The following is a 14,756-nucleotide window of genomic DNA, read 5'->3' as shown; positions in this document are numbered from 1 at the left end:
AATAAATAATACTCCTACCTTTCCGTTTTTCATACGGCGTTTTTCAAACGGACACAGCTTGTTCCTGTGTCCGTACCGCCGTTGATGTGAAGAACCACTCATCTATCCAAGGAAGACCATGTTTTTACTGCGTAAGCGCTACGCCATGTCGGCTGTTGCCGCCGTTTTGCTGGCCGCGGGCATCATTGCCCTGAGGGTGGACGCCGGGGCCGTCCCGAGTGCCGGAGAACCTCCGGCGGCCGCGGTCGACGTGGCCACCGTCGCCAGCCGCAGCATCACCGACTGGCATGAATTCTCGGGCCGTCTGGAAGCGATCGACCGCGTTGAAATCCGGCCGCTGGTGTCAGGCACGTTGACGGCCGTGCATTTCAAGGACGGCAGCCTGATGCGGCGTGGCGATCTGCTGTTCACCATCGATCCGCGGCCCTATCAGGCCGCGGTCGACCAGGCCAGGGCGCGCCTGGCGGCCGCTCAGGCCCGCGCCGCCTACACGGCGTCCGAGCTGTCGCGGGGCGGCCGCCTGCTGGCCGACAATGCCATCGCCAAGCGCGACTACGAGGAAAAGCGCAATGCTTCGCGGGAGGCGTCGGCGAATCTTCAGGCGGCGAAGGCCATGCTGGCGTCGGCCGAGCTGGACCTGGAGCATACCCGCATCGTGGCGCCGTTTCCAGGCCGCGTATCGCGCGCGGAAGTCACGGCGGGCAATGTCGTCACCGCAGGCGCGAATTCTCCCGCCCTGACTTCGCTGGTCTCGGTGTCGCGCCTGTATGCGTCCTTCGACGTGGATGAGCAAAGCTTCCTGAAATTCGTGAACCCCGCCCGGTCCGCGGACACGGCCGCGCATACGCCGGTGTTCCTGGGCCTGGCCAACGAGGACGGCTACCCGCGCGAGGGCCGGCTGGCGTCGGTCGACAATCGCATGGACACCTCGTCTGGGACGATACGCGTGCGGGCCGTCTTCGACAATGCCGATGGCGCCCTGGTGCCGGGCTTGTACGCGCGGATACGCCTGGGCGGCGGAGAGCCGCGCGATGCCGTGCTGATCGACGAAAAGGCGATCGGAACGGACCAGAACAAGCGTTTCGTGATCGTGGTCGACGACAGCAATAAAACCGCCTACCGCGAAGTCCGGCTGGGCGCCAGCCGGCAGGGCGGCAGGGTGGTGGAAGCCGGATTGAAGGCGGGCGAGCGCATCGTCGTCAATGGCTTGCAGCGCATCCGGCCCGGAGACCCTGTTGCTCCAAACCCGGCCCGGGCGACCGGCGTCGCGGCCGGGCCCGATGCCGCGGCATCCACCGCCCGCCGCATCGCATCGGTCAACTGATCTGAGAACAACGCTGGATTTCCATGAATATTTCCAAATTTTTTATCGATCGCCCGATCTTCGCCGGCGTCTTGTCGGTGCTAATACTGCTGGCCGGAGGGCTGGCCGTCTTCCAACTGCCCATTTCGGAGTATCCGGAGGTGGTTCCGCCCTCCGTCGTCGTGCGCGCCCAGTACCCGGGCGCCAATCCCAAGGTCATCGCCGAGACGGTGGCCGCGCCGCTGGAGGAGTCGATCAACGGCGTGGAGAACATGCTGTACATGCAGTCGCAGGCGAACAGCGACGGCAATCTGGCGGTGACGATCAATTTCCACCTGGGCATGGACCCGGACAAGGCTCAGCAACTGGTGCAGAACCGGGTATCGCAGGCCCTGCCGCGCTTGCCGGAAGATGTGCAAAGGCTGGGCGTGACCACGGTGAAGACCTCGCCCACCCTGACCATGGTCGTGCACCTGCTCTCGCCGGACGACCGCTACGACATGACCTATCTGCGCAACTATGCGGTCCTGAACATCAAGGACAGGCTGGCCCGGATACCCGGCGTGGGCGAGGTCCAGATATGGGGCTCGGGCAACTACGCCATGAGAGTGTGGCTGAATCCCCAGAAAATCGCCGAGCGCGGCCTGACGGCCAACGATGTGGTGGCGGCCATACGCGAGCAGAACGTGCAGGTGGCGGCCGGCGTGATCGGCGCCTCGCCTACCTCGTCCGATGTCGCCCTGCAGCTTTCGGTCAATGCGCAAGGCCGGCTGAGCACCGAGGAAGAATTCGCCGATATCGTGCTGAAGACCTCGGCCGATGGCGGCGTGACGCGCCTGGGCGATGTGGCGCGCATCGAACTGGATGCGTCGGAATACGGCCTGCGCTCCCTGCTGGACAACAAGCCCGCCATCGGCATGGGCATCATGCAATCGCCGGGCGCCAATGCCCTGGCCGTATCCGACCAGGTGCGCGCCGTGATGAAGGAGCTCTCGGCCGACTTTCCCTCTTCGGTCGAAAGCCGCATTGCCTACGATCCGACCCAGTTCGTGCGTTCCAGCATCAAGGCGGTGGTCGTGACCCTGCTGGAGGCGATTGCCCTGGTCGTGCTGGTGGTGATCCTGTTCCTGCAGACCTGGCGGGCCTCCATCATTCCCTTGCTGGCCGTGCCCGTGTCCATCGTGGGCACCTTTGCGCTGATGCTGGCCTTCGGCTATACGATCAATGCCTTGTCCCTTTTCGGCCTGGTCCTGGCTATAGGGATCGTGGTGGATGACGCCATCGTGGTGGTGGAGAATGTGGAACGCAACATCGCCGAGGGCCTGTCCCCGCGCGAGGCCACCTATCGCGCCATGCGCGAGGTCAGCGGACCCATCGTCGCCATTGCGCTGACGCTGGTGGCGGTCTTCGTTCCCCTGGCCTTCATGACAGGCTTGAGCGGGCAGTTCTTCAAGCAGTTCGCGATGACGATCGCCATCTCCACCGTCATCTCGGCCTTCAATTCCCTGACGCTGTCGCCGGCGCTGGCCGCCTTGCTCCTGAAGGGGCATCACGAGAAGCCCGACTGGCTGACGCGGGTCATGAACCGCTACCTGGGCGGCTTCTTCCAGCGCTTCAACCGCTTCTTCAACCGGTCTTCCGAACGCTACGCAACAGGCGTGTCGGGTGTCATCGGCCGCAAGGCCTCGTCCATGGGCGTGTACGCGGTCCTGCTGGCCTTGACCGTGGCCATTTCCTACATCGTGCCCGGCGGCTTCGTGCCCGCGCAGGACAAGCAGTACCTGATCAGCTTTGCGCAGCTTCCCAACGGGGCATCGCTGGATCGCACGGAAGAGGTGATACGCCGCATGACGGACATCGCCCTGAAGCAGCCCGGGGTGGAAAGCGCCATCGCCTTTCCGGGCCTCTCCATCAACGGCTTCACCAACAGTTCCAGCGCGGGCATCGTGTTCGTCACCCTGGACCCGTTCAAGGAGCGCAAGGGTGAGGCGATGTCGGCCAATGGCATAGCGGGCGCGCTCAACCAGCAATACGCCGCGATCAAGGATTCCTTCATCGCCGTGTTTCCGCCGCCGCCGGTCATGGGCCTGGGCACCGTGGGGGGCTTCAAGCTGCAGATCGAGGATCGCGGCGCGCTCGGCTATGCCGCGCTGGATGCGGCCGCCCAGGCCTTCATGGCCGAGGCGCGCAAGGCGCCCGAGCTGGGGCCCGCATTCTCCAGCTTCCAGATCAACGTCCCGCAACTGGACGTGGACCTGGACCGGGTCAAGGCCAAGCAACTGGGCGTGCCGGTCACCGATGTGTTCGACACCATGCAGATCTATCTTGGCTCCCTGTACGTCAACGATTTCAATCGTTTCGGACGGGTATACCAGGTAAGGGCGCAGGCCGACGCCCCGTTCCGTTCACAGCCCGAGGACATCCTGCAATTGAAAACCCGCAATCGCTGGGGCGACATGGTGCCGCTGTCGTCACTGGTAAAGGTCACGCCCACCTACGGGCCCGAGATGGTCGTACGCTACAACGGCTATACGGCCGCCGACATCAACAGCGGGCCGGCGCCGGGCTATTCGTCGGACCAGGCGCAGGCGGCCGCCGAGCGCATCGCCGCCGACACCTTGCCGCGCGGAATCAAGTTCGAATGGACCGACCTGACCTATCAGCAGATATTGGCGGGCAACGCCGGCATCTGGGTGTTTCCCATCAGCGTCCTGCTGGTGTTCCTGGTGCTGGCCGCACTGTACGAAAGCCTGACCCTGCCGCTGGCCGTGATTCTCATCGTGCCCATGAGCATACTGGCCGCGCTGGCGGGCGTCTGGCTGACGGGCGGCGACAACAATATCTTCACGCAGATAGGCCTGATGGTGCTGGTGGGGCTGGCCTGCAAGAACGCCATCCTGATCGTGGAGTTCGCCCGCGAGCTGGAACTGCAGGGCGCCGCGCCCATCAAGGCGGCCATCGAGGCCAGCCGCCTGCGCCTGCGGCCCATACTGATGACCTCCATCGCATTCATCATGGGCGTCGTCCCCCTGGTGACGTCGACGGGAGCCGGCTCCGAGATGCGGCACGCCATGGGGGTCGCGGTGTTCTTCGGCATGCTGGGCGTCACCTTGTTCGGCCTGTTCCTGACGCCGGTCTTCTATGTGCTGTTGCGCTCGATGGGCGGCCGACCCCTGCGCTCCGCCGCCGCGCATGAAGCGCCGACGCTGGCCGGGCACGCCGGACAATAAGTTCCAAGGATTATGGTTATGATCACTTCGATACGTTCTACTCTTTCAATGGGCGCGCTGGTGCTGTTGCTGGCGGGTTGCGCCGTGGGGCCCAAATATCAGCGTCCCGCGGCCGACGTGCCCAAGGCTTTCAAAGAGGCGGCCTTGTCGCCCGAAGCCGCCCAGCGCTGGAAGGCGGCCCAGCCTTCCGATGATATCGCCCGAGGCAAGTGGTGGGCCGTGTTCAACGACCCCGAACTCGATGCCTTGCAAGAGCAGGCTCTGGCGGCCAACCAGGACCTGAAGGCCGCCGCCGCCCGGGTCACTCAGGCGCGCGCCTTGCAAAGCGGCGCGCGGTCGGAGTTCTTCCCCACGCTGGATGCCGGCTTCGGCCCCACCCGGCAGCGGGCGTCGAACGCCGCTCAAGGCCTGCCGGCCGATGCGCCGAACTCGCCCGCGACCTTGTGGCGCGCTCAAGCGGGCTTGTCGTACGAGGTCGATCTGTTCGGCCGGATCGCCTCGGACGTCGATGCCGCCACGGCGGATGCCCAGCAAAGCGCCGCCTTGTTTCATTCCGTGCAGCTGGCTTTGCAGGCCGACGTCGCGCAAGGCTATTTCCTGATCCGGCGGCTGGATGCCGAGCAGGAGCTGTACCGCGGCACCGTGCAATTGCGCGGCAAGACCCTGGACCTGGTCCAGCGCCGTTATGCCGAGGGCGACATCAGCGAGCTGGATGTGGCGCGGGCCAAGTCCGAACTGGCCTCGGCCCAGTCCGAGTCGCTGGGCGTTGCGCGCCTGCGCGCCGCGGCGGAGCATGCGCTGGCGATTCTCCTGGGCAAGACGCCGGCCGAGTTTTCGATCGCGCCGCGTCCGCTGCAACGCGTGGCGGTGGGCATCCCCGCCGGCCTGCCATCGTCCCTGCTCGAGCGCCGACCCGATATCGCTGCCGCCGAACGCGCCATGGCGGCCGCCAATGCGCGCATCGGCGCGGCTCAGGCGGCGTTCTTTCCCCGCCTGAACATAACCGGCGCATTCGGCTACGAATCGTCCCAGTTGGGAGACCTGTTCCAGTGGTCCAGCCGCAGCTTCCTGTTGGGGCCGCTGGTCGGAACCATGCTGTCCCTGCCGATTTTCGACGGCGGCCAGCGCCAGGCCGGGCTGGACAGGGCGCGCGCGCGCTACGAGGAGGATGTCGCCAGGTATCGGCAGACGGTGTTGAGCGCCTTCCGGGAAGTGGAGGACGGCCTGTCCAGCCTGCGCATATTGGGCGAGCAATCGCAGGTCCAGGATGACGCGGTGATGTCGGCGGCCAGGGCGGCGGAGCTTGCGCAGATACAGTATCGCGAAGGGTCGGTCAGCTATCTGGACGTCATCGATGCCGATCGCATGGTGTTGCAGCAGCGGCGGACCGCCGTCCAGCTCGACGGCCAGCGCGCCCATGCCGCGGTGGACCTGATCCGGGCGATAGGCGGCGGATGGGACGGCCTGGAGGAGGGAACGCCCGGATCCCGGGCATCCTGATCCTGAATATGTCATGATCCGGCTTCCGTGTTTATTCGCCATGGTGCCGTTTCATGAACTCCTTATGCCAACGCTTGCTGTCCGTCCTTTTCCTGACCGTGCTTCTATGGGCGCCGCAAGCGCATGCCGCCGAGCGTTTCGATGACACGCCCCGCATTGCGGTGATCTCGGCCTTCGAGCCCGAACTGGTCCTGTTGCTGGACAAGCTGGAGCACGCCCGGAAGTATTCCGCCAATGGCGTGGAGTTCACGACGGGCACGCTGCAAGGCAAGCCCGCCGTGCTGTTCCTGAGCGGCATCAGCATGGTCAATGCCGCCATGAATACGCAGCTGGCCCTGGACCGCTTCAATGTCAGCCACATCGTGTTCAGCGGCATCGCCGGCGGCGTCAACCCGTCGCTGCATATCGGCGACGTCACCGTGGTGGAGCGCTGGGGGCAGTACCTGGAGGTGCTGATGGCGCGCGAGACGGCACCGGGGGTATTCAGCCTGGGAGAGCGGGGCGATACCGGGTTTCCGCATTTCGGCATGATGTATACGCGTCCGGTAAAGGTGAAATCGGCCGCGGAGCCGAAAATACACAAGAAATTCTGGTTCGATGTCGATCCGGAGCTGCTCGACATGGCCAAAGGCCTGCGCAATGTCGAACTGAGCGCCTGCGATGCCGCCCATGAATGCCTTAATCGCCAGCCCCGTATCGTTATCGGCGGCAATGGCGTGTCGGGGCCGGCCTTCCTTGACAATGCCGCCCTGCGCGAACACGTATTCGCCGCTTTTCATGCCAACGTGGTGGACATGGAAAGCGCCGCCTGTGCGATGGTGGCCTATAGCAATGACGTGCCGTTCATCGCTTTTCGCTCGCTGAGCGACCTGGCCGGCGGCGGCGAGGGCGCGAATGAGATGCATACCTTCATGAACATCGCCGCCGCCAACTCGGCCAAGGTCCTGCTGGCCTTCCTGGACGCCTGGAAGTAAGAAGTAGGCCTTTCATCGCGAGCCCGATTTCTGCTACCCTCGTCGCCAGGCAGAACCGGGGAGCCATGCAGATGACCGAACCACAGACGCAAGAGTCCAGCGCCCTCATGGCGATGCGCAAGCGGGTGCGCGACAGCTTCGCGCGCCAGGGGCTGATGCGGCATCTGGGCGTTTCCATCGAAAGCATAGAGCCAGGCGAGGTCAGGCTGACGCTGCCTTATCGCGAGGAGCTGACGCAGCAGCACGGTTTTTTCCATGCCGGCGCCAGCAGCGCGCTGGCCGACACGGCGGGCGGCTACGCCGGGTTCACTTTGTTTCCGGAAGGCAGTTCGGTGCTGACGGTGGAATTCAAGGTCAATCTCGTCGCCCCAGCGCGAGGCGACTACCTGCTTGGGGTGGGCAAGGTGCTGCGCTCGGGCCGAACCCTCACGATCTGCCAGATAGAGGTATTCGGCGTCACATCGAAGGGACGGGAGCTGGTGGCCATAGCGCAGCAAACCCTGATGTGCATGCATGGCAAGCCCGACACGAATTGAGGTCCGGGCGGCGTTCCGTGATATCGTCGAAACCTCGCGTGTCTTCCGGACCCCTTCCCATCCAAGCCTGAAAAGACCCATCGCCCTATGCATCCTGTATTGCCTGCCTTCCTGATCGCCCGGTGGTTGCTGGTCCTGCTGATTCTGGTCGGACTCTATTTCCTCAGCGGCTTCCTGGTGCCGGTGCTGGCGGCGCTCATCATCTGCCTGGCAAGCTGGCGGCCCTACCAGCGCCTGCTGCGCCGCTGCGGCGGCCGCAATGCGCTGGCGGCCACGCTGGCCCTGCTTATCGTCATACTGGTGCTCATCGTGCCGCTGTCGCTGGCATTGAGCTATGCCATTCAAGAGGCCAGCAGCTTCATCGCCTGGGCCCTGGCCGCCAACCGCAACGGCGTGCCCACGCCCGACTGGATGCTTGCGCTGCCGCTGGTGGGCGGGCGGCTCGCCGAATACTGGACGACCTATCTGGGCGAACCGCATGCGCTGGGAACCTTCGTCGAACTGATCAGCGGCGAGCACCTGGGCAACATCTATCGCATGATGCTCTCGGCCACGGGCAATGTATTTCAATTGCTGCTGACGGTCGTTTTCATGCTGATCACCCTGTTTTTCATCTACAAGGACGGCGCACGCATCCTGGGCCAGCTGGATATCGTGGGAGAGCGCATATTGCCGGGCCGCTGGCGCCGCTTTTCCCGCGTGGTCCCGGCCACGATCAATTCCACGGTGACCGGCATGGGCCTGATCGCGATAGGCGAGGGCGTGGTGCTGGGCATCGCCTACTGGGTGGCGGGCGTATCCTCGCCCGTATTGCTGGGGGTGATCACGGGCTTCATGGCCCTGGTGCCCGGCGGCGCGCCGCTTTCGTTTTCATTGGTCTCGCTTTACCTGGTGGGATCGGGCCACCCCATGGCCGGGCTGGGCCTGTTCCTGTGGGGCACCATAGAATTGTTCATCGTCGACAAGACATTGCGCCCGCGCCTGGTGGGCGGGCCCGTCAAGCTGCCTTTCCTGCCGACTTTCTTTGGCCTGGTCGGCGGCGTCAAGACCATGGGCATCGTGGGCCTGTTCATCGGTCCCGTCCTGATGGCCTTGCTGGTGGCCATATGGCGCGAGTGGATACATGAAGAAGAACAATGACGCCGTAACGGCCGAATTGGTGGCGGTGCTGGTCGCGGTAAGCGGCGGGGAGCCCCGCGTGCTGACGCGCGACTGTTCGCATGCGCTGCCGGCCGGGCCCTTCGAATCGTCGCACCGGTCCTTGCAGGCAGGCCTGCGGGCCTGGGTTGAGGCGCAGACGCATCACCCCATCGGCTATGTCGAGCAGCTTTACACCTTCGCCGACGGCGACCGGGCCAATTGGCAGGGCCAGCGCATCATCTCGGTCAGCTACCTGGGCTTGACGCGCGAATCGGAGAGCCTGGACATCGATTCCGTGGGATGGCAGGACTGGTACCGTTATTTCCCCTGGGAGGACTGGCGCGAAGGCTGTCCGGAAATAATAGACCGGCAGGTCTTGCCCGCCTTGCGCAAATGGTGCGCCCAAGGGTTGGGAACATCGGCCAGGCGCCAGCGGCGCCAGCGCGTGGATCACACTTTCGGGCGGGATGCCTCCTCATGGAACGAAGAATTCGTTTTGCAGCGCTATGAACTGCTTTTCGAGGCGGGCCTGGTGCCCGAGGCCGAGCGGCGCCTTGGGGCCGCGCCGGCGGCGCCTTTGCCCGGCGAACCCATGCAGCACGATCATCGCCGCATCCTGGCGACGGCAATGGCACGCCTGCGCGCCAAGATTCGCTATCGGCCCGTCGTGTTCGAATTGATGCCGCCCGCGTTCACGCTCCTGCAACTGCAGCTGGCATTCGAGGCCCTGGCCGGGCGGCGCCTGCACAAGCAGAATTTCCGGCGCTTCATCGAACAGCAGGCCCTTATCGAAGATACGGGCGAGATGATATGCGGCGCGGCCGGCCGGCCGGCCAAGCTCTTCCGTTTCCGTGGCGACGTCATGCGGGAACGGGCCATCGCGGGCAGCAAGCTGCCCTTGTCGAAATAAAGTATTGCAATCAGGGCCGGCTTCGCGTTTAATTGTGCTAGGTTTGAGCATAATTAGCTGAAACCGGATGGCTGCCGGGAAGGGAGGCGTTTTGATTCCTTGCGCCGGGCGGCAACGGTTTCTCCGATTTTTTTACCTTATTAATACTCAATATGAGCATAATTGAACTGGCCCCGGCCGCTGAACCCGCTGTCCATGTGCAATCGCCCGGCGCCGCGCCGCTTGCGGTTCCACCCTTGCCGAAGATCATGCTGGAGCCCCTGGTGAAGCGTGCGCTGCTTGAAGATATGGGGCGCGCCGGCGACCTGACGTCCGATGCCATCATTCCCCTGGACGCCCGGGCCCGCATGCGCCTGGTGGCCCGGCAGGCCGGCGTGCTGGCGGGCATGGACCTGGCGCAGCTGGCTTTCCAGCTTATGGATCCGGACGTGGAGCTGGGCCTGCGGCGCCAAGACGGCGCGCGCCTGCAACCGGGCGACCTGATCGCCACGGTGCAAGGCAGTGCGCGCGCCATCCTGGGCGCGGAACGCAGCGCCTTGAATTTTCTGTGCCATTTGAGCGGCGTGGCCAGCGCCACCGCCTCCATCGCCGATGCCATAAGCGCCTATGGCACGCGCGTCACCTGCACCCGCAAGACCATGCCGGGCCTGCGGGCAGTCCAGAAATACGCCGTCCGCGTCGGAGGAGGCAGCAACCATCGTTTCGGCCTGGACGATGCCGTGCTCATCAAGGACAACCACATTGCCGTCGCCGGCGGCGTGCGCGAGGCCGTTGCGCGGGCCAGGGCGGGAATAGGGCATATGGTGCGCATCGAGCTGGAGGTCGATACGCTGGATCAGCTGGAGCAGGGGCTGGACGTCGGCGTGGACGCGGTGCTGCTGGACAATATGCCGCTGGAAACCCTGAAGCGCGCCGTGCGGATGGCGCAGGGCCGCGCCGTCACCGAAGCGTCTGGACGCATTACGCCTGAAACCGCTCCCGCGGTGGCGGCGACGGGCGTGGACCTGATCGCCGTGGGCTGGCTGACCCACAGCGCTCCCGTCCTGGATATCGGCCTGGATGTCGATCATGTCTAGGCCCCGCGCATCCTTGCCGGCCCGCATGGCGGCCATCGTGTGGGCTGCCGTGCTCCTTGCCGGCGCGGCGCGGGCCGAAGAGGCGGCTCCGTCCGCGGACGGCGCTTATCCCACGCGCCCCATCGTGCTGGTCGTGACCTTTCCTCCGGGCGGCGGAACCGACATGCTGGCCCGTCGCCTGGCGGTGCATATGGAATCCGCCCTGGGCCAGCCCGTGGTGGTGGAGAACCGGGCCGGCGCCAGCGGCAACATCGGCGCCCAGATGGTGGCGCGATCCCGGCCCGACGGCTATACCTTATTGATGGTCAACAGCAGTTATGCCATCAATCCCGGCGTGTATCGCAACCTGGGGTTTTCTCCCGATAAAGATCTGGTGGGCGTGATCAACATCGCCTTCGTGCCTTCGGTGCTGGTGACGCCGGCCGACTCTCCCTGGAAGAGCTTGCCGCAAGCCCTGGAAGGGCGCAGCGGCCAGCAGGAAATTCCGCTTTCCTACGCCAGTTGCGGCAACGGCACCCCGCAGCATTTGGCGGGCGAGCAGCTGATGGGCAGGACGGGCGGCGCCTGGCTGCATGTGCCGTATCGGGGCTGCGGCCCCGCACTGGCCGGCCTGCTGGCGCATACCGTGGATGTCGGCTTCGTGACGGCCTCGGGCGCCTTGCCGCTGATCCATGCGGGGGCCTTGCGGGCGCTGGCTGTGACATCGCCCCGGCGTTCGCCGCTGCTGCCTGATGTGCCCACCGTGGCGGAACAGGGCCTGCCCGGCTACGAACTGGACCAGTGGCACGGGATACTGGCACCGGCGGGCACGCCCGAGGCCGTCATCGAACGGCTCAATTCGGCGATCGCCGCCATCATGGGCAAACCCAAATTGGTGACCGACCTGCGGGCGCTGGGGTATGACACCACCACCAGCACGGCACAGGAGTTCCAGTCGCTCATTCAACGCGACATTGCCCGTTTCGGACGCTTGAGCATGAAGATGGCATTGGGCGTGGATTGATCCCGCGGCATCGCGCTGTTTCCATCGGATTCACCCGCTGGACATCCTTGCCGTAAAGCGAATCATTTGCAATAATGAGCGCGCTTTGCCACTCGCGGGGCATCGTCCAACTCGTTCGTATGGTCCGTAAATACTGGCTCGCGCTGAAGCGGACCCAACAAAAAAAACAATTGGTTTCAATTAAGTCGAGATTCCATTACGGATTTCGCGCACTCAAACGTCTTACTTGTAAAGGGGCGCGTTTTTGTGCTGCGTTTGCCCGGACACAAGCAGGGATAGCGCATGAAACACATAAAATGGGTAGCAATAGCGTGTCCAAAGTAAAGAAATCCTCGAAATCAAAAATCTGGTTTCTGGTCCATAGCTGGCTGGCCTTGCCGCTGTGGATATTCGTGTTTTTCGTATGCCTAACCGGCACGATAGCCACGGTCAGCCAGGAAATCGTCTGGCTGGCCAATCCGGCCGTGCGTGCCAATGCACCTTCTTCCCAGGCGCGGATGCTGGGCTATGACGCCATATTGGAGGCGGTCGAACGCGAGCATCCCGATGCCGTGGTGCAATCGATTTCGCGGCCGGTCAAGTCTCAATTCGCCTTGGCGGTGCGTGTCAGCTACCCCGACGCCACGACGGCCTCTTTGTACGTCAACCCCTACACGGGCCATATTCAAGGCAGCAGTTCCGGATTCAGCTTCCAGCAGTTCATGCGGGCGCTGCACGGCTGGCTGCTGATCCCCTTTACGAGTGGTTTCAGCCTGGGCTGGTATATCGTGGCATTCCTGGGCATTCCGATGCTCGCGTCGCTGGTGACGGGCCTGGTCGTGTACAAGCGGTTCTGGCGCGGCTTCCTGAAGCCAAGACTGCGCACGAACCAGGGAGCCCGCATCTTCTGGGGAGACTTCCACCGGCTGGCGGGTATATGGTCGATTCCGTTCATTGCCATCATTTCGGCGACCAGCATCTGGTTCCTGGTTCAGGCGGTATTGTTCGACAATCAAATTTCCTTCTCCACCGCCGGCGTGCCGCCGGTGGTCGCGCGCGAGGATATTCCGCCCGTGGCCGCCGGCGCGCCGCCGCCCATGATCAGCATGGACCGGGCGGCGCAGATCGCGCAGCAGACCTTCCCCGATCTGGAAGCCTCGTTTGTCCGCCTGCCATCGAACGCCTACAGCCATATCGGCGTGGGCGGGCGAGGCAGCTACCCCTTGCTGTTCGAATCCATGAGCATCAATCCCTACACGGGCGCTGTGGAGAACACAAGGCGGGTTTCCGACCGGTCCGGCCTGGAGCTGGTCACCGAATCCATGCGTCCGCTGCATACGGGGGACTTCGCCGGCACCTGGCTCAAGCTCGTGTATTGCTTTTTCGGATTGTTGCTCAGCATGATGGTGTTCAGCGGCATGATGATCTGGACCAAGCGCACCGTCAAGGAAACGGCGGCCCTGCTCAAGCGCGGCGCATCGGTGCGCACTCAGGCCGATCCCGCGCCGAACGCGGGCAAACCTGTGCCCGCGGCAATGACGCGATTGACGGCGGGAGGCACGCATGAGTAAAGCAATGACACAGAACGGTCCGGTATCGGTACTGGCCTTGAAATGGAAGCGCTGGCGGTTTTACCTGAGCGTGCTGCTGTTGATTCTTCCGCTGGCCTACCTGCCAAGGTATTTCGATGATCTGGCGCTGTCGGGCGGCGAGAGGGGCCTGGGCCAGCGCGAGCTGGGCGAGCTGGCGGTGGGGCCGTGGTCCGTGCGCCTGGCCGAGTGGCGCATCGAGCCTCCGCGGCGCGATGGGTCCGCAGGCCACATAAAGGCCTTCACGCTGGCGCAATGCAAGGAATGCATCGGAAGCATCAAGGCCGCCTACCTGCGGGTGGGCAAGCCGCGCAGCCTGCGCACGGCGGGCGCCTTGTTTTCCGGCAGCCCCTATCGGCAGATGGCCAGCGTTCTGATTCCGGAGCAAACCGCGCCGGATGCCGATTTATGGCTGACCCTGGAAGGCTGGGACGGTTCGATGCATCAGGCGCGCATGCCCTTGTCCAAGGCCTCGCCCACAACGATTCAATGGTTGACGCAACGCAAAGGGGGGCAGTGATGCTTCAGTTCAGTTCATTTTTTTCCGCTCCGTGGCGGCGAGCCGCCACGGCCGCGGGACTCTGCCTGCTGGCCTCGACGGCCTGGGCCCATAATCCCGTCGCCGAGTGCAAGGCCACCGACGACACCACGGTCCAGTGCAAAGGCGGATTTTCCGATGGAAGCGATGCGCCGGGAGTCACCCTGGACGTGATTTCCTACGACGAGAAAATCCTCGTGCCCGGCAAGCTGGGCGAGGATTCGACATTGACCTTCAAAAAGCCCCAGGGCGAGTTCTACATCCTGTTCGATGCCGGTCCGGGCCATGTGGTCGAAATCGACTACACCGAGATCGAGTCGTGACGGTACAGGTGGTCAAGCCGGCCGGAGCCGGCTATGAAACCTTGCTCGTGCTTGTCGTGTGCGCCGCAATCCTGTCTCTGGCGGGCGCCTTTATCTTGGTCAATGCCGCGCCGGATGTCGCAGCGGGGCCGCGGACCGATCAGCTCGATGCGCGGCGCGACCTGAGCGCCGCCGAGCAGGGCCTTTATGCCGATCTGCGAGTGGCCGCCGATGAAATCGGCTACCTGGCGGCCGAGCAGGGCGGCAAGCCGTCGATCGCGGAGTTGGCCGGGTTCGGCTTGCCGCCGTTCATACAGGACGCCACGGCGGCCAGGCGCGGCGAGCATCGGTGGCAACGGATTGAGCGGCCAAGCGGCGAGGCCTATCTCGGCATGAGCGCCGATGTGCAGGTGGCCGGTTCGCTGCTGCTGCGCCTGGCGCCTGCGCGCCGGGACGATGCCTCATCCGTGGAAGCGGGCCATCGCCACGCGCTTGCAGGCTCGCAGGCGCACGCCGCCCAGCGCGCCGAAGAGGCCGCATCCGATATCTGGCTGAACCGCCAGGCTGGCGCGCAGGCCCCCGACAGCCTGGATGACGCCCAATTGCTGGCCGCCGGCTGGCGGAAAATCGCCGCGCAGTTCGATGCGGGCGTAACGCGCCAGCAGCGCTAATCCCT

Annotated in this window: 13 protein-coding genes; all 13 read left to right on the top strand. The window is 64.4% G+C overall.

Features of this window, described 5'->3' with window-relative positions:
• Window positions 1-118 precede the first annotated feature (118 nt).
• The 13 genes from OEG81_RS09535 (at window position 119) to OEG81_RS09475 (ending at window position 14,751) form a co-directional block, all read left to right on the top strand.
• A complete protein-coding gene (locus tag OEG81_RS09535; protein ID WP_264128998.1) occupies window positions 119-1,324 on the top strand; it encodes an efflux RND transporter periplasmic adaptor subunit in 1,206 nt (401 codons plus the stop codon).
• A gap of 23 nt (window positions 1,325-1,347) precedes the next feature.
• Complete coding sequence (locus tag OEG81_RS09530) at window positions 1,348-4,533, top strand: efflux RND transporter permease subunit (protein WP_264128997.1); 3,186 nt, start codon at window positions 1,348-1,350, stop codon at window positions 4,531-4,533.
• An 18-nt stretch (window positions 4,534-4,551) separates the two neighbouring features.
• Complete coding sequence (locus OEG81_RS09525; protein ID WP_317135344.1) at window positions 4,552-6,033, top strand: efflux transporter outer membrane subunit; 1,482 nt, start codon at window positions 4,552-4,554, stop codon at window positions 6,031-6,033.
• Window positions 6,034-6,086: 53 nt separating this feature from the next.
• Window positions 6,087-7,007 carry a 5'-methylthioadenosine/S-adenosylhomocysteine nucleosidase gene (locus tag OEG81_RS09520; RefSeq protein ID WP_264128995.1) on the top strand — a complete coding sequence of 307 codons (921 nt, stop codon included), beginning with the start codon at window positions 6,087-6,089 and terminating at the stop codon, window positions 7,005-7,007.
• Between the two features lie 71 nt (window positions 7,008-7,078).
• Window positions 7,079-7,543, top strand: a complete 465-nt coding sequence (locus OEG81_RS09515) for a PaaI family thioesterase (protein ID WP_264128994.1) — start codon at window positions 7,079-7,081, stop codon at window positions 7,541-7,543.
• An 87-nt stretch (window positions 7,544-7,630) separates the two neighbouring features.
• Complete coding sequence (locus OEG81_RS09510) at window positions 7,631-8,683, top strand: AI-2E family transporter (RefSeq protein WP_264128993.1); 1,053 nt, start codon at window positions 7,631-7,633, stop codon at window positions 8,681-8,683.
• Window positions 8,667-9,593 (top strand): NUDIX hydrolase, encoded by a 927-nt coding sequence (locus OEG81_RS09505; RefSeq protein WP_264128992.1) that lies wholly within the window; start codon window positions 8,667-8,669, stop codon window positions 9,591-9,593. The genes OEG81_RS09510 and OEG81_RS09505 overlap by 17 nt, the downstream gene beginning before the upstream one ends.
• 248 nt (window positions 9,594-9,841) lie before the next feature.
• The gene (gene nadC / locus OEG81_RS09500; protein ID WP_264132552.1) at window positions 9,842-10,669 is read left to right on the top strand and encodes a carboxylating nicotinate-nucleotide diphosphorylase; all 828 of its coding nucleotides are present in this window, start codon (window positions 9,842-9,844) and stop codon (window positions 10,667-10,669) included.
• Window positions 10,662-11,672, top strand: a complete 1,011-nt coding sequence (locus OEG81_RS09495; protein ID WP_264128991.1) for a tripartite tricarboxylate transporter substrate binding protein — start codon at window positions 10,662-10,664, stop codon at window positions 11,670-11,672. The genes nadC and OEG81_RS09495 overlap by 8 nt, the downstream gene beginning before the upstream one ends.
• Window positions 11,673-11,968: 296 nt before the next feature.
• A complete protein-coding gene (locus tag OEG81_RS09490) occupies window positions 11,969-13,222 on the top strand; it encodes a PepSY-associated TM helix domain-containing protein (RefSeq protein WP_264128990.1) in 1,254 nt (417 codons plus the stop codon).
• 4 nt (window positions 13,223-13,226) lie between these two features.
• The gene (locus OEG81_RS09485) at window positions 13,227-13,760 is read left to right on the top strand and encodes a thiamine pyrophosphate-binding protein (RefSeq protein WP_264128989.1); all 534 of its coding nucleotides are present in this window, start codon (window positions 13,227-13,229) and stop codon (window positions 13,758-13,760) included.
• Window positions 13,760-14,101, top strand: coding sequence for a hypothetical protein (locus OEG81_RS09480; RefSeq protein ID WP_264128988.1), 342 nt, complete (start codon window positions 13,760-13,762; stop codon window positions 14,099-14,101). The genes OEG81_RS09485 and OEG81_RS09480 overlap by 1 nt, the downstream gene beginning before the upstream one ends.
• Window positions 14,098-14,751: a DUF6162 family protein gene (locus tag OEG81_RS09475; protein ID WP_264128987.1), complete on the top strand. Its 654-nt coding sequence runs from the start codon at window positions 14,098-14,100 to the stop codon at window positions 14,749-14,751. Before OEG81_RS09480 ends, OEG81_RS09475 begins: the two co-directional genes overlap by 4 nt.
• Window positions 14,752-14,756: the final 5 nt, after the last annotated feature.

Source organism: Pollutimonas sp. M17, from assembly GCF_025836975.1.
Lineage (GTDB): Bacteria > Pseudomonadota > Gammaproteobacteria > Burkholderiales > Burkholderiaceae_B.
The sequence above is the reverse complement of the archived record's forward strand: the minus strand, read 5'-3'. Positions and strand labels throughout refer to the sequence as shown.

Excerpts from the sequence above, each read along its gene's own strand:
- OEG81_RS09525 (WP_317135344.1), top strand. The coding sequence starts at position 4,552 with ATGATCACTTCGATACGTTCTACTCTTTCAATGGGCGCGCTGGTGCTG.
- OEG81_RS09505 (WP_264128992.1), top strand. The coding sequence starts at position 8,667 with ATGAAGAAGAACAATGACGCCGTAACGGCCGAATTGGTGGCGGTGCTG.
- OEG81_RS09520 (WP_264128995.1), top strand. The coding sequence starts at position 6,087 with ATGAACTCCTTATGCCAACGCTTGCTGTCCGTCCTTTTCCTGACCGTG.
- OEG81_RS09495 (WP_264128991.1), top strand. The coding sequence starts at position 10,662 with ATGTCTAGGCCCCGCGCATCCTTGCCGGCCCGCATGGCGGCCATCGTG.
- OEG81_RS09490 (WP_264128990.1), top strand. The coding sequence starts at position 11,969 with ATGGGTAGCAATAGCGTGTCCAAAGTAAAGAAATCCTCGAAATCAAAA.
- OEG81_RS09515 (WP_264128994.1), top strand. The coding sequence starts at position 7,079 with ATGACCGAACCACAGACGCAAGAGTCCAGCGCCCTCATGGCGATGCGC.
- nadC (WP_264132552.1), top strand. The coding sequence starts at position 9,842 with ATGCTGGAGCCCCTGGTGAAGCGTGCGCTGCTTGAAGATATGGGGCGC.
- OEG81_RS09480 (WP_264128988.1), top strand. The coding sequence starts at position 13,760 with ATGCTTCAGTTCAGTTCATTTTTTTCCGCTCCGTGGCGGCGAGCCGCC.
- OEG81_RS09535 (WP_264128998.1), top strand. The coding sequence starts at position 119 with ATGTTTTTACTGCGTAAGCGCTACGCCATGTCGGCTGTTGCCGCCGTT.
- OEG81_RS09510 (WP_264128993.1), top strand. The coding sequence starts at position 7,631 with ATGCATCCTGTATTGCCTGCCTTCCTGATCGCCCGGTGGTTGCTGGTC.
- OEG81_RS09530 (WP_264128997.1), top strand. The coding sequence starts at position 1,348 with ATGAATATTTCCAAATTTTTTATCGATCGCCCGATCTTCGCCGGCGTC.
- OEG81_RS09485 (WP_264128989.1), top strand. The coding sequence starts at position 13,227 with ATGACACAGAACGGTCCGGTATCGGTACTGGCCTTGAAATGGAAGCGC.